Origin of the sequence: Rhodoplanes sp. P11 (assembly GCF_964266735.1) — a bacterium.
Taxonomy (GTDB): Bacteria; Pseudomonadota; Alphaproteobacteria; order Rhizobiales; family Xanthobacteraceae; genus Rhodoplanes; species Rhodoplanes serenus.
Genome location: NZ_CAXWGY010000018.1, coordinates 367,713 through 387,663, shown reverse-complemented (window position 1 = coordinate 387,663; position 19,951 = coordinate 367,713). Strand labels below are relative to the sequence as shown.

General features: G+C 72.4%; 21 protein-coding genes. 10 read left to right on the top strand and 11 right to left on the bottom strand.

Annotated elements, in window-relative coordinates:
• Positions 1-23: 23 nt before the first annotated feature.
• The 9 genes from ACFQUV_RS18655 to ACFQUV_RS18615 form a co-directional block, all read right to left on the bottom strand.
• On the bottom strand, positions 24-464 hold the full coding sequence (locus ACFQUV_RS18655) for a DUF2304 domain-containing protein (protein WP_129608258.1): 441 nt from the start codon (positions 462-464) through the stop codon (positions 24-26).
• On the bottom strand, positions 461-1,147 hold the full coding sequence (locus ACFQUV_RS18650) for a glycosyltransferase family 2 protein (protein WP_129608259.1): 687 nt from the start codon (positions 1,145-1,147) through the stop codon (positions 461-463). Before ACFQUV_RS18650 ends, ACFQUV_RS18655 begins: the two co-directional genes overlap by 4 nt.
• 21 nt (positions 1,148-1,168) lie before the next feature.
• On the bottom strand, positions 1,169-1,537 hold the full coding sequence (locus tag ACFQUV_RS18645) for a hypothetical protein (protein ID WP_129608260.1): 369 nt from the start codon (positions 1,535-1,537) through the stop codon (positions 1,169-1,171).
• The gene (locus ACFQUV_RS18640) at positions 1,534-2,439 is read right to left on the bottom strand and encodes a methyltransferase domain-containing protein (protein WP_129608261.1); all 906 of its coding nucleotides are present in this window, start codon (positions 2,437-2,439) and stop codon (positions 1,534-1,536) included. Before ACFQUV_RS18640 ends, ACFQUV_RS18645 begins: the two co-directional genes overlap by 4 nt.
• A gap of 214 nt (positions 2,440-2,653) precedes the next feature.
• Positions 2,654-3,208, bottom strand: coding sequence for a Uma2 family endonuclease (locus ACFQUV_RS18635; RefSeq protein WP_129608262.1), 555 nt, complete (start codon positions 3,206-3,208; stop codon positions 2,654-2,656).
• A 72-nt stretch (positions 3,209-3,280) separates the two neighbouring features.
• Positions 3,281-5,437 (bottom strand): glucans biosynthesis glucosyltransferase MdoH, encoded by a 2,157-nt coding sequence (mdoH, locus tag ACFQUV_RS18630; protein WP_129608263.1) that lies wholly within the window; start codon positions 5,435-5,437, stop codon positions 3,281-3,283.
• A 5-nt stretch (positions 5,438-5,442) separates the two neighbouring features.
• Positions 5,443-6,984, bottom strand: coding sequence for a glucan biosynthesis protein (locus tag ACFQUV_RS18625; protein ID WP_244601499.1), 1,542 nt, complete (start codon positions 6,982-6,984; stop codon positions 5,443-5,445).
• 205 nt (positions 6,985-7,189) lie between these two features.
• Entirely contained in the window at positions 7,190-8,122 is a 933-nt protein-coding gene (locus ACFQUV_RS18620; protein ID WP_129608264.1) for a LysR family transcriptional regulator, read from the bottom strand.
• An 83-nt stretch (positions 8,123-8,205) separates the two neighbouring features.
• A complete protein-coding gene (locus ACFQUV_RS18615) occupies positions 8,206-8,643 on the bottom strand; it encodes a DoxX family protein (RefSeq protein ID WP_129608265.1) in 438 nt (145 codons plus the stop codon).
• Positions 8,644-8,838: 195 nt separating this feature from the next.
• Between ACFQUV_RS18615 and ACFQUV_RS18610 the strand changes: the two genes are divergently transcribed.
• From ACFQUV_RS18610 to ACFQUV_RS18595, 4 genes are all read left to right on the top strand, one after another.
• Positions 8,839-9,780, top strand: a complete 942-nt coding sequence (locus tag ACFQUV_RS18610) for a VOC family protein (protein WP_129608266.1) — start codon at positions 8,839-8,841, stop codon at positions 9,778-9,780.
• 89 nt (positions 9,781-9,869) lie between these two features.
• Positions 9,870-10,535 (top strand): alpha/beta hydrolase, encoded by a 666-nt coding sequence (locus ACFQUV_RS18605; RefSeq protein ID WP_129608267.1) that lies wholly within the window; start codon positions 9,870-9,872, stop codon positions 10,533-10,535.
• A 30-nt stretch (positions 10,536-10,565) separates the two neighbouring features.
• Positions 10,566-11,513: a ring-cleaving dioxygenase gene (locus ACFQUV_RS18600; protein WP_129608268.1), complete on the top strand. Its 948-nt coding sequence runs from the start codon at positions 10,566-10,568 to the stop codon at positions 11,511-11,513.
• Between the two features lie 207 nt (positions 11,514-11,720).
• Positions 11,721-12,032 carry a hypothetical protein gene (locus tag ACFQUV_RS18595; RefSeq protein ID WP_165363814.1) on the top strand — a complete coding sequence of 104 codons (312 nt, stop codon included), beginning with the start codon at positions 11,721-11,723 and terminating at the stop codon, positions 12,030-12,032.
• A gap of 217 nt (positions 12,033-12,249) precedes the next feature.
• Here ACFQUV_RS18595 and ACFQUV_RS18590 read toward each other — a convergent pair whose 3' ends face one another.
• Positions 12,250-13,713, bottom strand: a complete 1,464-nt coding sequence (locus ACFQUV_RS18590) for a RimK family protein (protein ID WP_129608269.1) — start codon at positions 13,711-13,713, stop codon at positions 12,250-12,252.
• Between the two features lie 198 nt (positions 13,714-13,911).
• A complete protein-coding gene (locus tag ACFQUV_RS18585; protein WP_129608270.1) occupies positions 13,912-14,439 on the bottom strand; it encodes a GNAT family N-acetyltransferase in 528 nt (175 codons plus the stop codon).
• 284 nt (positions 14,440-14,723) lie between these two features.
• Between ACFQUV_RS18585 and ACFQUV_RS18580 the strand changes: the two genes are divergently transcribed.
• The 6 genes from ACFQUV_RS18580 (at position 14,724) to ACFQUV_RS18555 (ending at position 19,943) form a co-directional block, all read left to right on the top strand.
• A complete protein-coding gene (locus ACFQUV_RS18580) occupies positions 14,724-17,030 on the top strand; it encodes a heavy metal translocating P-type ATPase (protein ID WP_378395432.1) in 2,307 nt (768 codons plus the stop codon).
• A 118-nt stretch (positions 17,031-17,148) separates the two neighbouring features.
• Positions 17,149-17,298: a hypothetical protein gene (locus ACFQUV_RS18575; protein ID WP_165363815.1), complete on the top strand. Its 150-nt coding sequence runs from the start codon at positions 17,149-17,151 to the stop codon at positions 17,296-17,298.
• Positions 17,299-17,308: 10 nt separating this feature from the next.
• Positions 17,309-18,052, top strand: a complete 744-nt coding sequence (gene aztA / locus ACFQUV_RS18570; RefSeq protein ID WP_129608271.1) for a zinc ABC transporter ATP-binding protein AztA — start codon at positions 17,309-17,311, stop codon at positions 18,050-18,052.
• Between the two features lie 40 nt (positions 18,053-18,092).
• Positions 18,093-18,959, top strand: coding sequence for a metal ABC transporter permease (locus ACFQUV_RS18565; protein ID WP_111387035.1), 867 nt, complete (start codon positions 18,093-18,095; stop codon positions 18,957-18,959).
• A 79-nt stretch (positions 18,960-19,038) separates the two neighbouring features.
• Positions 19,039-19,632 carry a nitrile hydratase accessory protein gene (locus tag ACFQUV_RS18560; protein WP_307719445.1) on the top strand — a complete coding sequence of 198 codons (594 nt, stop codon included), beginning with the start codon at positions 19,039-19,041 and terminating at the stop codon, positions 19,630-19,632.
• Entirely contained in the window at positions 19,629-19,943 is a 315-nt protein-coding gene (locus ACFQUV_RS18555) for a DUF3551 domain-containing protein (protein WP_165363816.1), read from the top strand. Before ACFQUV_RS18560 ends, ACFQUV_RS18555 begins: the two co-directional genes overlap by 4 nt.
• Positions 19,944-19,951 lie beyond the last annotated feature (8 nt).

Sequence of the window (19,951 nt, the reverse complement as noted above, 5' to 3'; positions counted from 1 at the left end):
GCCGTCACGCGCCGTCGATCAGGTCAGGACGGCGCGACGGGGGTCCGGCCGGGCGCTTCGGCGAGCGAGCGGATCACCGCGCCGGCGCGCTCGGTCCGCTCGGCCGCCGCCGTATCGGCCGCCGGCGGCATGGTGTCGGAGGCCGCCGCACGGGCCGCCTCGGCGAGCGCCACAGCGCGGGCCAGCCGGGTGATCTCCTCCATCTGGGCGCGCAGCTTGAGATGCAGGTTGAGCAGCATCAGCAGGCTGATCACCACCCAGGTGTAGACGACGAGATCGGCGCCGCGTCCGACCCCGGCGAGATGCGCGAGCCCGGTGGCGTGGCTCGGAAACCAGACCAGGTAGAGGCCGCACATCGCCGTCAGGATGGCTGCGATGCCGACCACCGGCGCCTTGCGGAGCGTGCTCACCGCATAGAGCAGCACGATGGCGAGCAGCACCGAGAGGAAGACTTGCGCGATCATCGGTGCATCCGGTGAGCGAACAGGTCGACCAGGATGGTCAGGGCGTCGCCCATGCGCTGGCCCTTGGCGAGCGAGTAGGCGCTGTACTCGATGGTGACCGGCGTCTCGGTCCACGGCAGGCCCAAGCGGGCGATCTGATGCAGGATCTCGGAGGCGTGCGCCATCCGGTTCTGGCGCAGCCGCAGCCGAGCGGCGCCGCGGCGCGTCATCGCCCGCAGGCCGTTGTGGGTGTCGGTGACGGCGAGCCCGGTGGTGATGCGGGTGAACGTGGTGGCGGCGGCGAGCAGCAGTCGGCGCGAGGTCGGCAGCGCCACGGTGCTGCCGAGGAAGCGGCTGCCGAGCGCGTAATCGACGGCGCGGCTGCGCAGCGTGTCGACCAGCCGGGCGATGTCGGCGACGCGGTGCTGGCCGTCGGCGTCGAACGTCACCACGGCGTCGGCGTCATGGGCGAGCGCCCAGTCGAAGCCGGTCTGGAGCGCGGCGCCCTGGCCGAGATTGATCGGATGCGTGACCACGGTGGCGCCGGCCGCGCGGGCGAGCGGCCCGGTGCCGTCGCGCGAGCCGTCGTCGACCACCACCACCCGGTAGCCGGCCTCGACCACGTCGGCGACCACATCGGCGATCACCGACGCCTCGTTGTAGGCGGCGATCACGACGACGACGGACGGATTGTGCGGCGGCATGGACGACCTCCGAGACCGAACTCAACCGGCGACCAGGACGAGCCCGGCGGCGATCACGGCGATGCCGACGAGCAGACGCAGCGACAGCGGCTCGGCGAAGACGAGCCCGGCGACGAGCGGCGTCACCGCGAAGGCGAGCGCCACGAACGGGTAGGCGCGGGCGAGCGGCGTGAAGGTGAGCACCCACACCCACATCACCGACAGCGCCCCATAGAGCACCAACGCGGCGACGAACCATCCGTTGCCGAGAAGCGCGACGAGCCGTGTGCCCGTGGTCGCCTCCACCGGCAGCCGCAGCGCCGCCAGCTTGAACAGCATCTGCCCCGCCACCATGCCGAGCGCGTAGCCGATCAGCACCAGGATCTGAAACGAGCTCAGACCGTCCTTCATGGTGCCTCGGGCTTGCGCAGCACGACCCGCATGGCGTCGAACAGGTTGACCGGAACGCCGAGGCGGCTCGCCGCCGGCGCCGCACCCGTGCTGGTCGCCGCACCGCTGTCGGTCGCCGCTCGGCGGCCGCCGAGCCCGGTCATGCGGCCGAGCTGGTGGACGATCAGCGACACCGGCACGAGCTTCCACGGATGATCGATCGCCGCCACCCCGAGGCCGAGCGCGCCGGCGAGCCGGCGCATGCTCTCGGTGGTGAAGAACCACAGGTGCTGCGGCGGCGTCATCAGCCGCCAGCCGCGCCCGCCGAGGCGCGCGGCGAGCGATCCGAAATCGCCGGTGGTCAGCACCACGATGCCGCCGGGGGCCAAGCGGTCGCCGATCAGCGCCAGCGTCTCGTGCGGATCGGGAAGGTGCTCGATCACGTCGAGCATGACGACGACGTCGGGCCGGCCGAGGCGATCGAGGGTGGCGGGCTCGATCACGCCGGTGACGACGTCGAGGCCGCGCGATCGGGCGAAGGCGGCGGCGTCCTCGGCGATCTCGATACCGGCCACCGAGAAATGCGGGCTCGCCTCGGCGAGGAAGAAGCCATAAGCGCAGCCGACCTCGATCAGCCGGCCGCCCGGGCGGAAGCGGCGGATGAACTCCACGGTGCGGGCGAACTCGCGCCGCAGCACCGGCTCGGCGCCGCGGTAATCGGCGTAGCCGTCGGCGTGCCCGCCGGAGAAATAGTCCTCGGAATAATAGGTGGCGGGATCGAAGCCGGCGGTCTCGGTGCGGCCGAGCCCGCAATCCTCGCAGCGCAGGATGGCGCAGCCGTGCTTGTGGAACAGCAGGCGCTGCAGCGTGATCCGGCCACAGGCCGGGCAGGCGAGCGCGTCGGGCACGGTCTTCTGGAGCACCGTTGGGACCTCGGCGGCGCGGCGGGCGCGTGATCACGTCGGGCGCCGATCGTCCTCGCCACGACGTCAATGCAATGAAGCGTCTGCCGTTCCGATGGGAACCGGCCGGGGGAGCCGATGTCGTGCGGCAGCTCCGGGAGCCTAAGGGCCGAGCCCGGCTCGGCACAATCGCGCCCGGCGCGGCAAGACGGCGCAGCCCACGAGAGCCGGGTGGTCAGCCGAGCAGCGCGGCGACGTCGAGCGCCAGGCCCGGCGGATCGAGCAGCAGGCGTCCGGTCGTGTGGGTCGTCGACCCCAGGTTGCCGTCCGCGCGGCGGGCGTAGTGGGTGACGCTCCGGGTGTCGGGGTCGATCACAAGGTAGTGCCGCACGGTCGCCAGCCGGAAATAGCCGATCGGCTTGGCGCTGGTGTCGCTGTGGGCCGAGGTCGGCGACAGCACCTCGACGACGACGACCGGGTCCTCGACCGTGCGGGCGTTGCCGGGCAGCGGCGGGCCGCAGCGCAGCGTCGCGTCCGGCTCGTAGGCCGTGAAAGTGTCGATCGGGATGGTGATGCCGTCGGCGAACACCTCTCCGGTGACGCCGGCCGTCGTGATCGCCTGCCGCAACGCGACATAGGCGCTGCCCTTGATCCGGTTATGGACGACCCGCTCCGACGCCATGACAACGATCTGCCCGTTGATCAGCTCGGCGTGCGGACTCTCCGGCTGGGCCTCGGCCCAGTCGAGAAAGTCGGCCACCGTCATGGCTCGTCGCAGCGCGATGTTCATGCGGGCCAGCCTATCACATGCGACCGGGGGTTGCGACGACGTCGCCGACGCAGGCCCCCGCCGCCGACGTGATCAGACTGCGCGGGCGTCGTCGCGGTCCTTCTCCATCAGGGCGTCGAGCGCGTCGCGGTCGGCCAGCACCGCGAAGGTCTCGCGGGCGGTGAGCAGCGTCGCCGCCTCGGCGACGCTGTCGGCCTCGGCGATGCGGGCGAGCGCCACGACGAGCGTCACGTCGACGTCGCCCTTCCGGCGTGGTGTCCGCTCCGGCAGCATCGCCCGATGGGCGGCCAGCAAGGCCGGATCGGCCGCGAGCCGCTGCAACGCCGAGGCGGCGCCGGCCGGCGCGCTCTCGGCACGATCGGCCGCGAGCGCCTGGGCGCGAACCAGCACGGGGGGCGGGTCGCGCTCCTCCGGCATCAGCAGAAGGCCGGCGCGGCGCAGTGCGACGCCGACTCGCTCGCTCGACGTGAGTGCGACGGTCGGGATCGCCAGCACCAGGCCGACGACCACCGGCGTCATCCACAGGAGCAGCGGTGCCGAGACCGCGTAGGCGGCGGCGCCGAGCAGCCCGCCGAGCACGACGTGGCCGCCATAGAGGCGCGCGAGCAGCCGCCAATCGGTGCGGCCGGCGTCGCGTTGCTGCGCCTGCCAGCCGGCATCGCGGCCGAGCAGGATCTCGGCGACGGCGCGCGACTGGAGCAGCATCATGATGGGAGCGATCAGGCTGGTGATCAGCGTCTCCAGCACCACGCTGACGAAGGATCGCACGGCGCCGCCGCTGCCGCGGCGCTCGCCCGGCTGCACCACCGCGGCAATCCAGCCGAGCAGCTTCGGCACGATCAGCACCGCCATGGTGCCGGCGAACACCCAGGCGGCGCGTACGGGGTCCTGGGCGGGCCATTGCGGGAACAGCGAGAAGCCGGCCGGGAAGTACTCGGGCTTCACGAACTGCGCCTGCAACGACAGCAGGATGCCGACCAGCAGGAAGACCAGCCACAAGGGCGAGCTGACATAGGAGCCGATGCCGGTGAGGAGATGCAGTCGCGACACCCAGTGCAGGCCGCGCGCCGGCAGCACGCCGAGATGCTGGAGATTGCCCTGGCACCAGCGGCGATCACGCACCGCGTACTCGGTCAGCGACGGCGGGCACTCCTCGTAGGAGCCGCCGAGCGATGGCGCCATGTGGATGGCCCAGCCGGCGCGCCGCATCAGCGCGGCTTCCACGAAGTCGTGGCTGAGGATGTGGCCGCCGAACGGCTTGCGTCCTCGCAGCAGCGGCAGCCCCGCCTGGCCGGCGAACGCCTCCACCCGGATGATGGCGTTGTGGCCCCAGTAGTTGCTTTCGGCGCCGTGCCACCAGGCGATGCCGCGGGCGATCAGCGGGCCGTAGAGGCGGCCGGCGAACTGCTGGATGCGGGCGAACAGCGTGGTGCCGGCGAGGATCACCGGAAAGGTCTGGATCAGGCCGACGCCGGGGTGGCGCTCCATGGCGGCGGCGAGCCGCACGATGGTGTCGCCGGTCATCAGGCTGTCGGCGTCGAGCACCAGCATGTGGGCGTAGGCGCCGCCGAAGCGCGTCGTCCATTCGGCGATGTTGCCGGCCTTGCGGGCGATGTTCTCGCGCCTGTGCCGGTAGAAGATATTGGTGGCGCCGGTGCGCTCGACGAGCCCCACATAGGCCGCCTCCTCGCGCACCCACACGTCGGGGTCGGTGGTGTCGCTGAGCACGAAGACGTCGAAATGATCGAGCCGTCCGGTGTCGCGCACCGACTCCCAGATCGCCTGGAGACGCGACATCACCCGCTGCGGGTCCTCGTTGTAGGTCGGCAGCAGGATGGCGGTGCGGGCGGCGAGGTCCGGCAGCGGCGCGGTCGCGTCGATGCCGAGGCTGTTGTCGCGGCCGCGCAGGATGGCGACGAAGCCGATCACGCTCGACACCAGCGAGAAGGCGATCCACGCGAACAGCGAGCCGAACAGGCCGAGCACCACCGCCTCGGCCAGCGTCAGGCCCTGCACCTGGAGCACCAGGTACATCTCGTGGAGCCCGATGGCGGTGAGGATCGCGGTGGCGCCGAACACCAGGAGCCGCCGCCATCCGGACCGGATCGGCCGGGCCGGCGCGCGCGCCGTCTCGGCCACCCGCCACAGCGACTGCTCCGGCATGGTCAGCGGCTGCTCGGGCGGGAGGGTGACACGCTCCGGCGGGAGCGGCAGGGTCATGTCGTGCATGGGCGTCACGCCGACCAACGGTACAGCCAGGTCTCGGTCAGCGTCTCGTCGCCGCGCATCAGCACGGCGCGCAGCTCAATCACGCTTTCGCGCTCCGGGGCGAGCTCGAAGGAGAGGCGCCAGCCGCCGGCCGCCGGGTTCGGTTGGGTGACGACGTTGAGGATCTTGCCCTTGTCCGAGGTCACCACCCCGCGCATCGCGGCCGGATCGACGCCGGCGAGCTTGTCGCCGGTGATGTCGAGCACGAAGCGGCGGGTGCCGTTGGGGCCGGCGCCCGCGCGGGTGCGAGCGAACACCGCGAGCGGCGGCGTGTTGGCCTTGCCGGCGCCCCAGTGCAGCCGGTAGGTGAACCAGTACTCGCCCTTGGCGGCGAGCTTGTCCTTGGGGCGCCAGAACGCCACGATGTTGTCGTGGATCTCTTCCTTGGTCGGGATCTCGATGAGCTGGGTGGCGCCCGAGCCCCAGTCGCCGATCGGCTCGACCCACAGGCTCGGCCGCGTCTCGAAGCGCGATTCCAGATCCTCGTAGGCGCGGAAGTCGCGGGTGCGCTGGAGCAGACCGAAGCCGCGCGGATTGGTGTCCTCGAAGGTGCTGATCTGGAGATCGGCCGGGTTGGCGAGCGGCCGCCAGATCTCCTCGCCGCGCCCGTTGCGGATGGCGAGACCGTCCGAGTCGTGGACCGACGGACGGAAGTCGTCGATGCCGCCGCGGTCGTTGGGGCCGAAGAAGAACATGCTGGTGCAGGTGCCGATGCCGGGCAGCTCGACGTCGACGCGCGGATACAGCGTCATCTCGACGTCGAACACGGTGGTCTCGCCGGGCCGGATGGTGAAGCGGTAGGCCGCCGCGGCACTCTTCGAATCGAGCAGCGCGTGCACCACGATGGAGCCGGTGTGCTTGGGTGGCTTCTCGATCCAGAAGGCCCGGAAGGCGGGGAACTCCTCGCCCTTCGGATCGCCGGTGCCGAGCGACAGGCCGCGCGCCGACAGGCCGTAGGTCTGGCCCTTGGCGACGGCGCGGAAGTAGCTGGCGCCGAGAAATACCGCGACCTCGTCGTAGTAATCGGGGCGGTTGAGAGGCGCGTGCAGGCGGAAGCCGGCGAAGCCGACGCGGGCGTCGGCGGGCGGCGGCGGCACCGCGCCGAAATCGAACAGGTCGGCGGCGTAGAGGATCGGTCGCGCCTTGCCGTCCACCACCTCGTGGATGGCGACGCGGTCGGTGAACAGGAAGCCGCGATGGAAGAACTGCGCCTCGAACGGCAGCCCCTCGCCGCGCCACAGCGCCCGGTCGGGCTTGAACCGGATGGTGCGGTAGCGGTCGTAGTCGAGATCCTGCAAGCTCGCCGGCAGCGTCGTGTCGGGTGGTACGAACGCCTTCTCGGCCAGGCCGCGCGCGGTGCGGCGGACCAGGTTGGCGTCGAACGGCACCTCGGGGGGCGGCTGCGACGGGGCGGCGGCACCTTGCGCGGCAGCGAACCGCGAGCCGGACAGCACCAAGGGCAGCGCCAGCGACCCAGCCAGCAGGTCGCGGCGACTCGTCATCGTCATGGGAAAACCGGGCCTCGGTAAGGATCGAACCTGCCTCGACAATCGAAGACAGTGGGTTCGGTTCCATCGCACCGGCCAGGGGCGATCACGTGACGGCATGATGATCGGCGCGTGGCGAGATCGTGCCGGGCCGGCGGCGGAACCGATGAATGCGGCGGTTCAGGCCCGTGCGGCAGCACGTCGCGGGCCGCGCCACCGTGCCGTGCTACGGCGGCGACTCCGCCGCCGCACTCTCGCCGGCGATGAAGCGGCGCTGCTTGCCGATCTCGGCGGCCAGGAAATCGACGAAGACGCGCACCCTTGCGGCGTGGCGCAGGTCCGGATGGGTGAGCAGCCACAGGTCGGTGCCGAGCGCCGGGTCGGCTGCGGCGAGCCGCACCAGCCCGGGACGGGCGTCGCCGATGAAGCATGGCAGATGGCCGATGCCGATCCGCTCCTCCACCGCCTCGGCGAGCCCGAGCACGGTGTCGATGCGGTAGACGATCCGCTCCGGCGCCACATGGGCCTGCACGAACTTCACCGCCTGGAGGCCGGCGAGCTGCTCGCCGAGGGCGATCCAATCACGATCGAACAGTGCGGCGGGATCGACCGCGGCCGGTTCGGGGAAGTCGGCCGCGGCGCCGTAGAGCGCCCAGGCGATGCGGGCGACGCGGCGCCCCACCAGCGTCTCGGGCGGCCGGTCGGTGGCGCGGATCGCCACGTCGGCGTCGCGCTTCGACAGGTTGAGGGCTTGGTTGGAGAGCACGAGGTCGAGCCGCACGTCGCGGCACTGGCGGCGGAAGCGGGCGAACAGCGGGGTCAGCAAGTGGACGAGCAGCGAGTCGTTGGTGGTGACGCGCAGCTCGCCGGAGGGCGAGATCTCCTGCCCGGCGATGCGGCGGGTGACGGCGGCGACGTCCTCGTCCATGCGGCGGGCGGCCGCCACCAGCTCGTCGCCGGCGGCGGTCGGCACGTAGCCGGTGCGGTGGCGCTCGAACAGCGGCACACCGAGCGCCGCCTCGATCTGGCCGAGCCGGCGGAACACCGTCGAGTGGTTGACGCCCAGGAGGCCGGCGGCGGCCGGCAGGCTCTTCGCATCGGCGATCGCCTTGACGAGACGGAAGTCGTCCCAGGCGAGGGCGTTCGGGCGGTCGGGCATCGGGACTCCGGAAGCGGCGGCGGAGCGGCGGCCGGGTGCCGCCGCTCCCCACCGGGTAGCGGATTCGTGCGCCCGCGTCGTGCTCAGGCGGGGCTCGACAGAGCGCGTCCGCCGACCGCGCCCAGGCGGGGCGTCGGCTTCAGCGCGAAGGCGCCGTCGCCGACCAGCACCTGGACGGCGGCCGCCACCATCAGGAAGGCCGGGTATTCCCAGCCGCCGTTGGCGGCGGTGAACAGCCAGCCATTGGGGGCATGAACCGCGAGGGCGCCGAGCAGCACCGGCAGGAGCAGCAGCGCGACGGCGCGGCCGTAAATGCCGAGCACCAGGGCGAGGCCGCCGAAGAGCTCGGCCAGGATGATGGGCCAGGCGAGCGCGGCCGGCAGCCCGAGCGAGGCGAGGAAGCCCTGGAAGCCGGCGACCGTGAAGACCGCGAGCTTCAGGTAGGCGTGCGCCACGAACATGACACCGAGGGCGACGCGCAGCACGAAGGCGCCGTAGGGGGCGAGACGGGGGTCGATCATCGGAGGTCTCCAGGATTGACGGTTCGAACATTGCGATGCCCGGAGACTGACGATTTCATCATCGCAATGCAATTTCCTAGAGTGCACAGTAGGAATTGCAATTATGCAATGATAGAGTGCTGGTGTCGGCGGTTCCGCACCCCATTTGAGGCCGGACCCAAGGACCGACGGGCCATCCCGTCGAGGAGAACCCCCATGACCCGCAACGGCATCCATCACGTCACGGCGCTGGCCGGCCGCGCCCGCCGCAATCTCGACTTCTATGCCGGCACGCTGGGGCTGCGCCTGGTGAAGCGGACCGTCAACTTCGACGATCCCGGCACCTGGCATCTCTATTACGGCGACGAGACCGGCCGGCCCGGCAGCCTGGTCACCTTCTTTCCGTGGGAGCACGCCGCGGCCGGCCGCATCGGCGTCGGCGAAACGATGGAGACGGCGCTGGCGGTGCCGGCCGAGTCGATCGCCTTCTGGGCGCACCGGCTGGTCGAGGCCGGCATCGACCACGACGCGCCGCGCCGCCGCTTCGACGAGACCGTGCTGGCGTTGCGCGATCCGGACGGCATGCGGCTCGCCCTCGTCGGCGTTCCGGGAGCCGAGGCGGCGCCCGCCTGGACGACCGCCGCGGTTCCGGCCGAGGCGGCGATCCGCGGCGTCCACGGCGTCGGCCTTCTGATCGCCGATCCGGCCGCGACCGCCGCGATCGTCACCGACGTGCTCGGCTTCGCCGAGGTCGGCCGCGACGAGGAGGTGACGCGCTATCGGGCGGCCGGCGCCGCGCCGGGCGACATTGGCACCCTCGTCGACCTGCACCGGGCCGGCGGCCCGGCGACCGGACGGCTCGGCGCCGGCTCGGTCCACCACGTCGCCTTCCGGGCCGCCGACGACGCGGCGCAGCGCGCCCAGGTGGCGCGCCTCGCCCAGCATCACGGCATCGCGGCGACCGAGCAGCGTGACCGGCACTACTTCCGCTCGGTCTACTTCCGCGAGCCGGGCGGCGTGCTGTTCGAGATCGCCACCGACGAGCCCGGCTTCGCCGTCGACGAGCCGATGGACTCGCTCGGCGGCGAGCTGAAGTTGCCGCCCGGTCTAGCGGCGCGTCGTGAGGCCATCGCGGCGGCGCTGCCGCCGCTCGGCTGACTCCGCTCGGTCGGTGCGGCCGTCTCGCCCTCTCCCCCGTGGGGGGAGAGGACTCGCTCTCGTCTCATCCCTCTCACCCCGAGGCGACCATGACCCCCGTCGTGACGACCGATGCGCTCGATCTCCACCGTCACCGCGTCGCGCCGGCGACCGATGCGACGCGCCCGCCGCTCCTGCTGCTGCACGGCACCGGCGGCGACGAGCACGACCTGATCGAACTCGGCCACGCGGTCGCGCCCGGTGCCGCGCTGCTCTCGGTGCGCGGCAATGTGCGGGAAGGCGATGCGCCGCGCTTCTTCCGGAGGCTCGCCGAAGGCGTGCTGGATCAGGACGACGTGCGCCGGCGCGCCGCCGACCTGGCCGCCTTCGTGGCGGCCGCGCGCGAGCGCTACGGGCTCGCAGCGCCGACGGCGCTCGGCTTCTCCAACGGCGCCAACATGGCGGCGGCGCTGCTGGCGCTCCACCCCGGCACCCTGGCGGGGGCCGTGCTGCTGCGCCCCATGGTGCCGCTCGATCCGTGGCCCACCACCGTGCCGCGGCCGGTCGATGCGGCCCGGCCCGGCACCCCGGTGCTGATCGTGTCCGGCACCGACGATCCGCTGATGCGGCCCGGCGAGGCGGAGCGCCTCGCGGTGCTGCTGCGCCAGGACGGCGCCGCCGTCGCGCATCACACGGTGCGGGCCGGCCACGGCCTCACCGGCGACGACGTCGCCATCGCCACCGCCTGGCTGGCGCGCCGCCCGTTCGTTTCCTGAACCTCCGCCACCCCCGACGAGGATCACGCCATGACGCTCACCGGCCTCCACCATCTCACCGCCGTGACGGCCGACGCCCGTCGCAATCATGCCTTCTATACAGAGACGCTCGGCCTGCGGCTGGTGAAGAAGACCGTCAATCAGGACGACGTGTCGGCCTATCATCTGTTCTATGCCGACGGGCTCGCCTCGCCCGGCTCCGACATCACGTTCTTCGACTGGCCGGTCGGGCGCGAGCGGCGCGGCACCCGCAGCATCGTGCGAACCGGGCTGCGGGTCGCCGGCGAGACGAGCCTCGTCTGGTGGCGCGACCGGCTCGCCGCCGCGGGCGTCGTCCATGGCGACATCGTGCTGCGCGACGGCCGTGCGACGCTCGATATCGAGGACCCCGAAGGTCAGCGACTCGCCCTGGTCGACGATGGCGGCGTCGGTGACGCGCATCCCTGGGCCGACAGCCCGGTGCCGGCCGAACATCAGATCCGTGGCCTCGGCCCCGTCACCCTGTCGGTGCCGGAGCTGGCGCCGACCGACGCGGTGCTGACCGCCGTGACGGAGATGCGACGGGAGCGTGACTACGCGACGCCGGGCCGCGGCGGCGAGAGCCGCACCCATGTCTATGCGATGGGCGCCGGCGGCCCGGCCGCGGAGCTGCATGTCGCGGTCGAGCCCGGGCTGCCGGCCGCGCAGCCGGGCGCCGGCGGTGTCCATCACGTCGCCTTCCGGGTGGCGGATGGCGACTATCAGGCATGGGTCGAGCGCCTGCGCCGGCTGCGTGTTCCGTCGAGCGGGCCGGTCGATCGCTTCTACTTCCGCAGCCTGTACTTCCGCGAGCCGAGCGGCATCCTGTTCGAGATCGCCACCGACGGCCCCGGCTTCGCGGTGGACGAGCCGCTCGACCGGCTCGGCCGCGGGCTGTCGCTGCCGCCGTTCCTGGAAGGGCGGCGGCGCGAGATCGAGGCCGGTCTCACGCCGCTCTGACGAGCGTCAGGATCGATGGTCCGTGGCGGTAAGCGCCGAGCCATGCGCGCGGCGTATCGCCACGTCGAAAGCGAGACACGTCGTCGCGCCCCGCCCTATTATGGTAACGTCGCCTCAATCGTTCTGCGCCATGGTGCGAGCGAGCGCGGCGACTCCGGGGCCGCCGCGGAAATGACATCGTCGGACGCATCGGATTGGAGTCTCACAATGCGTATTCTCTATGGGGCGTTGATCGTCGTCGCGGTTCTGGTCGTGTTCAACAAGCTGCCGTTCCCGGGCAGCAAGCCGGCCCCGGCGCCGACGGCGAGCAAGCCCGTCGCCGCCGCCTCGGTCACGCCTGCGGCAGCCCCTGCGGCCGCCCCCGCCGCCGCTCCCGCCAAGGCCGCTTCCGCCGCGGCTCCGGCGCCTGCCGCCGCGCCTGCGCCTGCCCCGGTGGTCCGCTACGTCGCCACGCGCGACTGCGTGCGCAGCATGTTCGGCTCGATGAACTGCACCGAGCTGTCGACCGTCGCCCGCTGATCGCGCCGCTTCCGGCGCCGCCGAGCAGGTCGGCGCCCATCTTGCCGAGCCATCGTCCCGACACGCCCGTCACGATCGCCTCGTGACGGGCCGTCGGCACGGTATCTCGCGGTCTGCGTTCAGCGTCCCATGGTCCGCGGCCGGCCCGTTCGCCGGCCATCGCGCCGACCAGCTCAGCCATGACGGCGCGCTGGTCCGCGCGGGCCGCGATCGGCCGTCACTGCTCCAGGCGGGCGATGAACCACTTGAGCAGACGGACCCACACCTCGTCCTTGGCGACGGCATCCTCGATGCCGTGCTCCAGGTTGGGGTTGTCGTTGACCTCCATGACCACGATGCCGTCGTCGGTCTGCTTGAGGTCGACGCCGTAGAAGCCGTCGCCGATCGGCCGGGCGGCCCGGACCGCGATGTCGATCAGCCCCGCCGGCGCCTGATCGAGCCCGAAGGTCTTGAAGCCACCTTCGAGCGAGGTTCCGTCGGCGCGGTGCTTGACGATCTGCCAATGGCCGCGGGCCATCCGGTACTGGCAGACGAACAGCGGCTCGCCCGCCAGCACGCCGACTCGCCAGTCGAACTCGGTCGGCATGAACTTCTGGGCGAGCAGCAGGTCGGTCTCCTCCAAGAGCTCGTCGGCGACGCGCTTGAACGCCTCGGGCGTCGAGACCTTGTGGATGCCACGTGAAAAGGAGCCGTCCGGGATCTTCACCACCAGCGGCAGGCCGAGCTCGTCCATGGCGCGGGTCAGGTCGGCCGTGTCGGCCACCATCACGGTCGGCGGGGTCGGCACCTTGTTCTGGCGCAGCAGCTCCATCAGGAAGACCTTGTTGGTGCAGCGGATCATCGAGATCGGGTCGTCGATGACCGGCATCCCCTCCTGCACGGCGCGGCGCGCGAACCGATAGGTGTGATTGTCGATCGAGGTGGTCTCGCGGATGAACAGGCCGTCGTACTCGGCCAGCTCGGCGAGCTGCCGCCGGGTGATCGGCTCGACATCGACCGACAGCTTCTCGGCGAGCCGGGCGAAGTACTTGATGGTCGTGGCGGACGAGGGCGGCAGCTTCTCGTTGGGGTCGTACAGCACCGCGAGGTCGTACTTGGCGGTGGTGCGCGCCTTCGGGCTGCGCCACTCGCGCCGGGTGTGCTGGTGCAGGCTGTCGCGGAAGAAGCCCGCTTCGCCGTTGCCGAGCCGGGTGACCGGCCGCATGCGGATGCGGTCGATGGCGAGCCAGGTCGCGCCGGTGTCGACCGTCACCTCCAGGGCCGGGCAGCGGAACCAGTCGAACAGCAGGCGGCCGAAGGCTTCGAAGCGGGAATCCTGAGGGATGCCGAAGCAGACGAACAGCTTCAGCTCGCCTTCCGGCTGGAAGTCGGCCTTCCGGGCGCAGCTGTTGAGCGAGTCCTCCAGCTCCGGCAAAGCGTGCTCGTAGAGCTTCGCCTCGCGCAGCTCCAGCATGGTCTCGACCGTCGGGATCACCCGGTGGCCGCGCGCCTCGGCCAGCAGCGAGGCGTAGTAGCCTTTCGATTGGTAGGCATAGGAGCGCGACAGGTTGAGCAGCTTCGGGCGAGCGGCCTCGAACAGCCGCGGCCGCGCCAGGTACTCGCTGGTGGTGATCACCTTGTGGGGGGTGTCGGCGTTGGGAAAATCCCGAGGCTGGTCGACCAGAATGACCCAGCCGGTCATGTCGTCGTTCCTTTCCGGCCGCCGCGCCCGGCGACCCTGGCGAGGCTCCTGCCTTCTGTCGTTCGACGCGATGGCGCCGCGATGACGGCCGCCGGAGAGGCCGCCGGCGAATCGGTCTTCAGCCAGCGGGTGACGGGCAGCATGTCGGCCGAACACATGGGGTGATGGAAGCCTCGGCGGCGGTCGCTCACGAAGATGTCAGCGGAGTGGTGTGACGGGGCGCGCCAGCGCCTTCTCGAATCGCAGCGCGTCGGTCCGGTCGGCGTAATAGGCCGGGTAACGGCCGATCGGGTGGTATCCGGCGTCGCGGTAGAGCGCGACGGCCCCGGCGTTGTCGGCGCGAACCTCCAGCCGCAGGGCATCGCGGCCGCGGGCCGCGGCGGCGGCCTCGGCGGCGGCGAGCAGCAGCCGGCCGATGCCGTGGCCGCGGGCGGCCGGGTCGACCGCGATGGAGTAGAGCCGGGCGAGGGCACTGCCGCTCCGGACCAGCACCACGGCGGCACCGGCGAGGCGGCCGTCGCGCTCGGCCACCAGCACCGTCGCGGTCGGCGCGGCGAGCAGCCGGCGGAGGCTTCGCCGCGTCATGCGATCGGCCGTGAAGGCGGCCTGCTCCAGGGTCTCCAGAGCATCGAGATCGCACGGCCGCGCGGCTCGCACCGCGACCTCCGGCGCGCCGTCGTGCGGCGATGCACCGAGATGGCGTCTCTGCGGCACTCGCGCGGTCATGGCGATGAGGTCATGGTGATGAGGTCATGGTGATGCGGTCATGGCGATGCGGTCATGGCGATGCGGGTCGATGCGGTCATGGCGATCCAGCCTGCGGGTCGCCTCGCACGGGTCGCGGTCCCGATGCTCCGACCATGGCGGCATTGCCGAGATGCGCGACCCGCGCCATCTTGCCGACATATCCGCCGGCCTGATGGCACCGCCGCCGTCCCGTGGCGCGAAGACCGGATGCGGCGATCCGCCCGCCCGTCCGTTGCGCACCGTCCCGGCACCAACAGGACCGCATGCTGATGTCCCTCGCCGCCGAAGGCAAGTCTCCCGCCGCCGCATCCGATGCCGCAGCACCCGGTGCCGCAGGCCCGCCGGCCGCCGGCCATGTGGTGCTCGACATCACCGGGATGACCTGCGCGGCCTGCGCGGGCCGGGTGGAGGCGGCGCTGCGGCGGGTGCCGGGGGTCGCCTCCGCATCGGTCAACCTGGCGCTGGAGCGTGCCGACGTCGCGGTGACGGCGGCCGAGGTGACACCGGCGGCGCTCGCCGCCGCGGTCGAGCGCACCGGCTTCGGGGCGCAGCCGCGCGCCACCTCGGCGGCCGAGCGGCGCCGTGACGAGGAGGCCCGCGAGCAGGAGCGCCTGTTCGCCGAGCGGCAGCAGCTCCGCCATCTCGTCGTCGCGGCGGCGCTGACGCTGCCGCTGGTGCTGCCGATGGTGGCGGCGCCGTTCGGGGCCCACTGGCATTTCGACCCGTGGTTCGAGCTGGCGCTGGCGACGCCGGTGCAGCTCGTGGTCGGCGCCCGCTTCTACAAGGCGGCGTTCGCGGCGCTGCGGGCCGGCTCCGGCAACATGGATCTGCTGGTCGCGCTCGGCACCACGGCGGCCTACCTGTTCAGCCTGGCGATGGTGCTGACCCGCGGCGAGGCGGCCACCGGGCACCTCTACTTCGAGGGCTCCGCCGCGGTGATCACCCTCGTGGTGTTCGGCAAGTGGCTGGAGGCGCGGGCCAAGCGCGGCACCACGGCGGCGATCCGCGCCCTGATGACGCTGCGGCCCGAGCGCGCCCGGGTGCTGCGCGACGGCGGCGAGGTGGAGATCGGCATCGACGCGGTGCGGGCCGGCGACCGCGTGGTGGTGCGGCCGGGCGAGCGCATCCCGGTCGACGGCACCGTGGCCGAGGGCGAGAGCGAGGCCGACGAATCGCTCGTCACCGGCGAGAGCGTGCCGGTGGTGAAGCGGCCGGGCGACAAGGTCACGGCCGGAGCGCTCAACGGCGTCGGTCGCCTGATCGTCGCGGCGGTCGCGGTCGGCGAGGACACCACGCTGGCCCGCATCATCCGCCTGGTCGAGAACGCCCAGGCCGGCAAGGCGCCGGTGCAGCGGCTGGTCGATCGCGTCTCGGCCGTGTTCGTGCCGGCCGTGGTGCTGATCGCGCTCGTCGCCTTCGCGGGCTGGCTCGTCGCCGGTCAGGGGCTGGAGAGCGCGCTCGTCGCCGCCGTCTCGGTGCTGGTGATCGCCTGCCCGTGCGCGCTCGGCCTCGCCACCCCGGCGGCGTTGGTGGCGGGCACCGGGGCGGCCGCCCGCGCCGGCATTCTCGTCAAGGACATCGAGGCGCTGGAGCGCGCCGCCGCGGTCGACACGGTGGTGTTCGACAAGACCGGCACCCTGACCGAAGGCCGGCCGGCGCTCACCGAGGCGGTGCCGCTCGATCCCGCCCTCGATCGCGACACGCTGCTGCGGCTCGCCGCCGCCGTGCAGACCGGCAGCGAGCATCCGCTGGCCGCCGCGGTGCTGGCCGCGGTGCCGCAGGTCGCGCTGGCGCCGGTCGCCGATTTCCGGGCGCTCGTCGGTCGCGGCGTCGTCGGCACCGTCGAGGGCCGCCGGGTGGCGATCGGCAACCGCGACCTGATGGCCGAGCTCGGCATCGACCTCGCGGCCGCGTCGCCGGTGCTCGACCGCATCGAGGCGGAGGCGCGCACCGCCGTGGTGGTGGCGGCCGACGGCCGCGCCATCGGGGTGCTCGGCATCGCCGACCCGCTGCGGCCCGAATCGGCTGCCGCCGTGGCGCTGCTCGCCGCCCGCGGGGTGCGGGCCGAGATGCTGACCGGCGACTCGGAGGCGGTCGCCGCCAAGGTGGCCGGCGCCCTCGGGCTGTCGGCCTACCGGGCCTCGGTGAAGCCGGCCGACAAATCGGGAGCGCTCGCCGCCCTCAAGGCGGCCGGCCGCACCCCCGCCATGGTGGGGGACGGCATCAACGACGCGCCGGCGCTCGCCGCCGCCGAGGTCGGCATCGCGCTCGGCACCGGCGCCGACGTCGCCGTCGAGGCGGCGCCCGTCACCCTGATGCGGGCCGATCCACGCCTGGTCGCTGCCGCCCTCGACATCTCCCGCCGCACCGTGCGCAAGATCCGGCAGAACCTGTTCTGGGCCTTCGTCTACAATGTGATCGGCCTGCCGCTCGCCGCCTTCGGGGTGCTCACCCCGGCGCTCGCCGGCGCCGCCATGGCGATGTCGTCGGTCTCGGTGGTGACCAACTCGCTGTGGCTGAAGCGCTGGCGGCCGGACTTCTCGGCCACGGCCGGCGAGCCCCACCGATGAAGTGCCTCGACGGCCGGCCGCGATGGTGGCGGGCGGCGGTTGGCAGCGAGCCTGTGATACTATAACACTGTCCGAGCAGCACCGCCGGCCGCCCTGGTGCCATGACGCATCACCACCCATGACGCATCACCACCACGATCCCGGCTTCGCCCATCCGTCGCCGCCGCCGGCGCCGTCGCTTTTGCGGCTGTCCCTCGGCCGCCGGCTCGCCGTGGTGGCGGTCCTGGCCGCCGTGGTCTGGGCCGTCGTCCTGTGGGCGATGGCGTGAGGTCGATCGCGTGATCCCGCAGCTCGTCTTCCACGATCTCACCCTCGGCTACGAGCGCCACCCGGCGATCCACCATCTCGACGGCACGGTGGAGCGCGGCGCGCTGCTCGCGGTGGTGGGGCCGAACGGCGCCGGCAAGTCGACCCTGTTCAAGGGCATCGTCGGCATCGTGCCGCCGCTGTCGGGGCGGATCGACCGTTGCGGCCTCGATCGGCGCGACGTCGCCTATCTGCCGCAGATCGCCGAGATTGACCGCTCGTTCCCGATCGACGTCTACGACCTCGTCGCCATGGGCCTGTGGCGGCAGACCGGGCTGTTCGGCGGCCTCGGTCGCGCGGCGCGCGAGCGGGTCCACCACGCCATCGCGGCGGTCGGTCTCACCGGCTTCGAGCAGCGGCCGATCGGCAAGCTGTCGGGCGGCCAGCTCCAGCGCGTGCTGTTCGCCCGGCTGATGCTCCAGGATGCGCGGCTGATCGTGCTCGACGAGCCGTTCAACGGCATCGACACCCGCACCGCCGCCGACCTGTTCGGCCTGGTCCGCCGCTGGCACGGCGAGGGCCGCACCATCCTGGCGGCGCTGCACGATCTCGAGATGGTGCGGACCAGCTTTCCCGAAGCGCTGCTGATCGCCCGCGAGGCGGTGGCCTGGGGGCCGGCCGCCGAGGTGCTCGGCGCCGCCAATCTGGAGAAGGCGCGCCGCATGTGCGAGGCGTTCGACGAGGATGCGGCCGAGTGCCGGGTGGCGGCGGAATGACGAGACGCGCCATGACGGCACAACGACGGGTGCGGGCCTGATGTACGATCTCGTGATCGCGCCGTTCGTCGAGTTCGAGTTCATGCGCCGGGCGCTGGCCGGCACGCTGGCGCTGGCGATCGGCGCCGGGCCGATCGGCGTCGTGCTGATGCTGCGGCGGATGAGCCTGGTCGGCGACACCATGGCGCACGCCATCCTGCCGGGGGCGGCGCTGGGCTTCATGGTGGCTGGGCTCGACCTGTTCGCCATGACGCTCGGCGGGCTGGTCGCCGGCCTCGCGGTGGCGCTGCTCGCCGGCCTCGTGGCCCGCCTCACCGAGCTGAAGGAGGACGCCTCGCTGGCCGCCTTCTTCCTCGCCTCGCTGGCGCTCGGCGTCACCATCGTGTCGATGCGCGGCAGCAACGTGGATCTGCTGAACTTCCTGTTCGGCAGCGTGCTGGCGCTGGACGACGCCACCCTGATCCTGATCGCCGCCATCACCACCGTGGCGCTCGCGGTGCTGGCGGTGATCTGGCGGCCGCTGCTGATGGATTCGGTCGATCCCGGGTTCCTGCGCTCCGTCAGCCGCGCCGGCGCGCCGGCCCACATCGCCTTTCTGGCGCTGCTGGTGCTGATCCTGGTCGGCGGCTTCCACGCCCTCGGGACGCTGCTGTCGGTCGGCATGCTGATCGTCCCGGCGACGGTCGGCCGCTTCTGGGCCCGCGACGTCAACGGCATGATCGCGGTGGCGATCGTGACCGGCATGCTGTCGGGCCTGGTCGGCCTCCTGGTGTCGTTCCACACCGGCGCTCCGTCGGGGCCTGCCATCATCCTGGTGGCGGCGGCCGCCTACGGCCTGTCGGTGCTGTTCGGGCCGGTCGGCGGGCTGATCACCGGCCGCATCCCGCGCCGCCATCTCGAAGCCTGACCGCCGGTCGGCGGCCACAGCCCCCGCCGTGCGGCCGGCGGACGATCACGGGATTTCGCTCGGCCGGCGCGTCTGCGCCATGGCCAAGCCGACCGTGCTCCTCTACCGTGTGCGAATGCCAATCCTCCCCGATCCTGCCGACGGCTCTGGTCCGGACCTGTCCGACCAGGACCTTCGCGTTCATGCTCTCGCGAGCCTCGTCACCGAGCGCGGGCGCGTCGATTCGGCGCTCCTCGACAGCTTCATCGACGTCTATGTCTCCCGCCTGGCCACGGCCGGCGGTGCCACTCCGCCGCTGCCGGTGCCGACCGCCGCCGACGTCACCGACGCGGCGCTCGGCGCCCGCGCCATGACCGAGATTCCGCGCGACGGCGATGGGCCGCTGTTCCGCGCCCGCTGGGAGGCGCTCGCCTTCGTGCTGACCATGATGCTGGAGCAGCGCGGGGTGTTCTCCTGGCTGGAATGGGCCGACACGCTCGGCGCCACCATCCGGGTCGCCGCGCCCGGGACGGCCTATTACGAGGCATGGCTCGACGGCTTGGAGCGAATCGTCGTTCACAAGGAGATCGCCGACCGGGCGACGCTGACGCGCTATCAGCACGCCTGGGACCAGGCGGCGGCCCGCACGCCGCCGGGAACGGCGATCGCGCTGCGGCCGGAGGATTTCGCGTGACGGGTGGTGCGTCGCGCCGCGGCCCGGTCGCCGCCAGGGCGCTGCTGCTGGCCGGCCTCGCGGTCACGGCGGCGCTGGACGTCGCCGCCGCGGCGGGGCCCCGGTCGCAGCCGGCTCCGGCTGCTCCGGTGTGGCCGTGGTGCGCCGAGTACGACATGGAAGGCGCCGTGGTGAACTGCGGCTTCGCCACCCGCGAGCAGTGCCTGGCGACCGTCTCGGGGGTCGGCGGCGGCTGCCGGCCCAACCGGGCCGCGATGCCGGTCCGGCCCGATCCCGTGCCGCCCCCCGAACGCCGGCGGCCGCCCTCCTGAGGACGCCC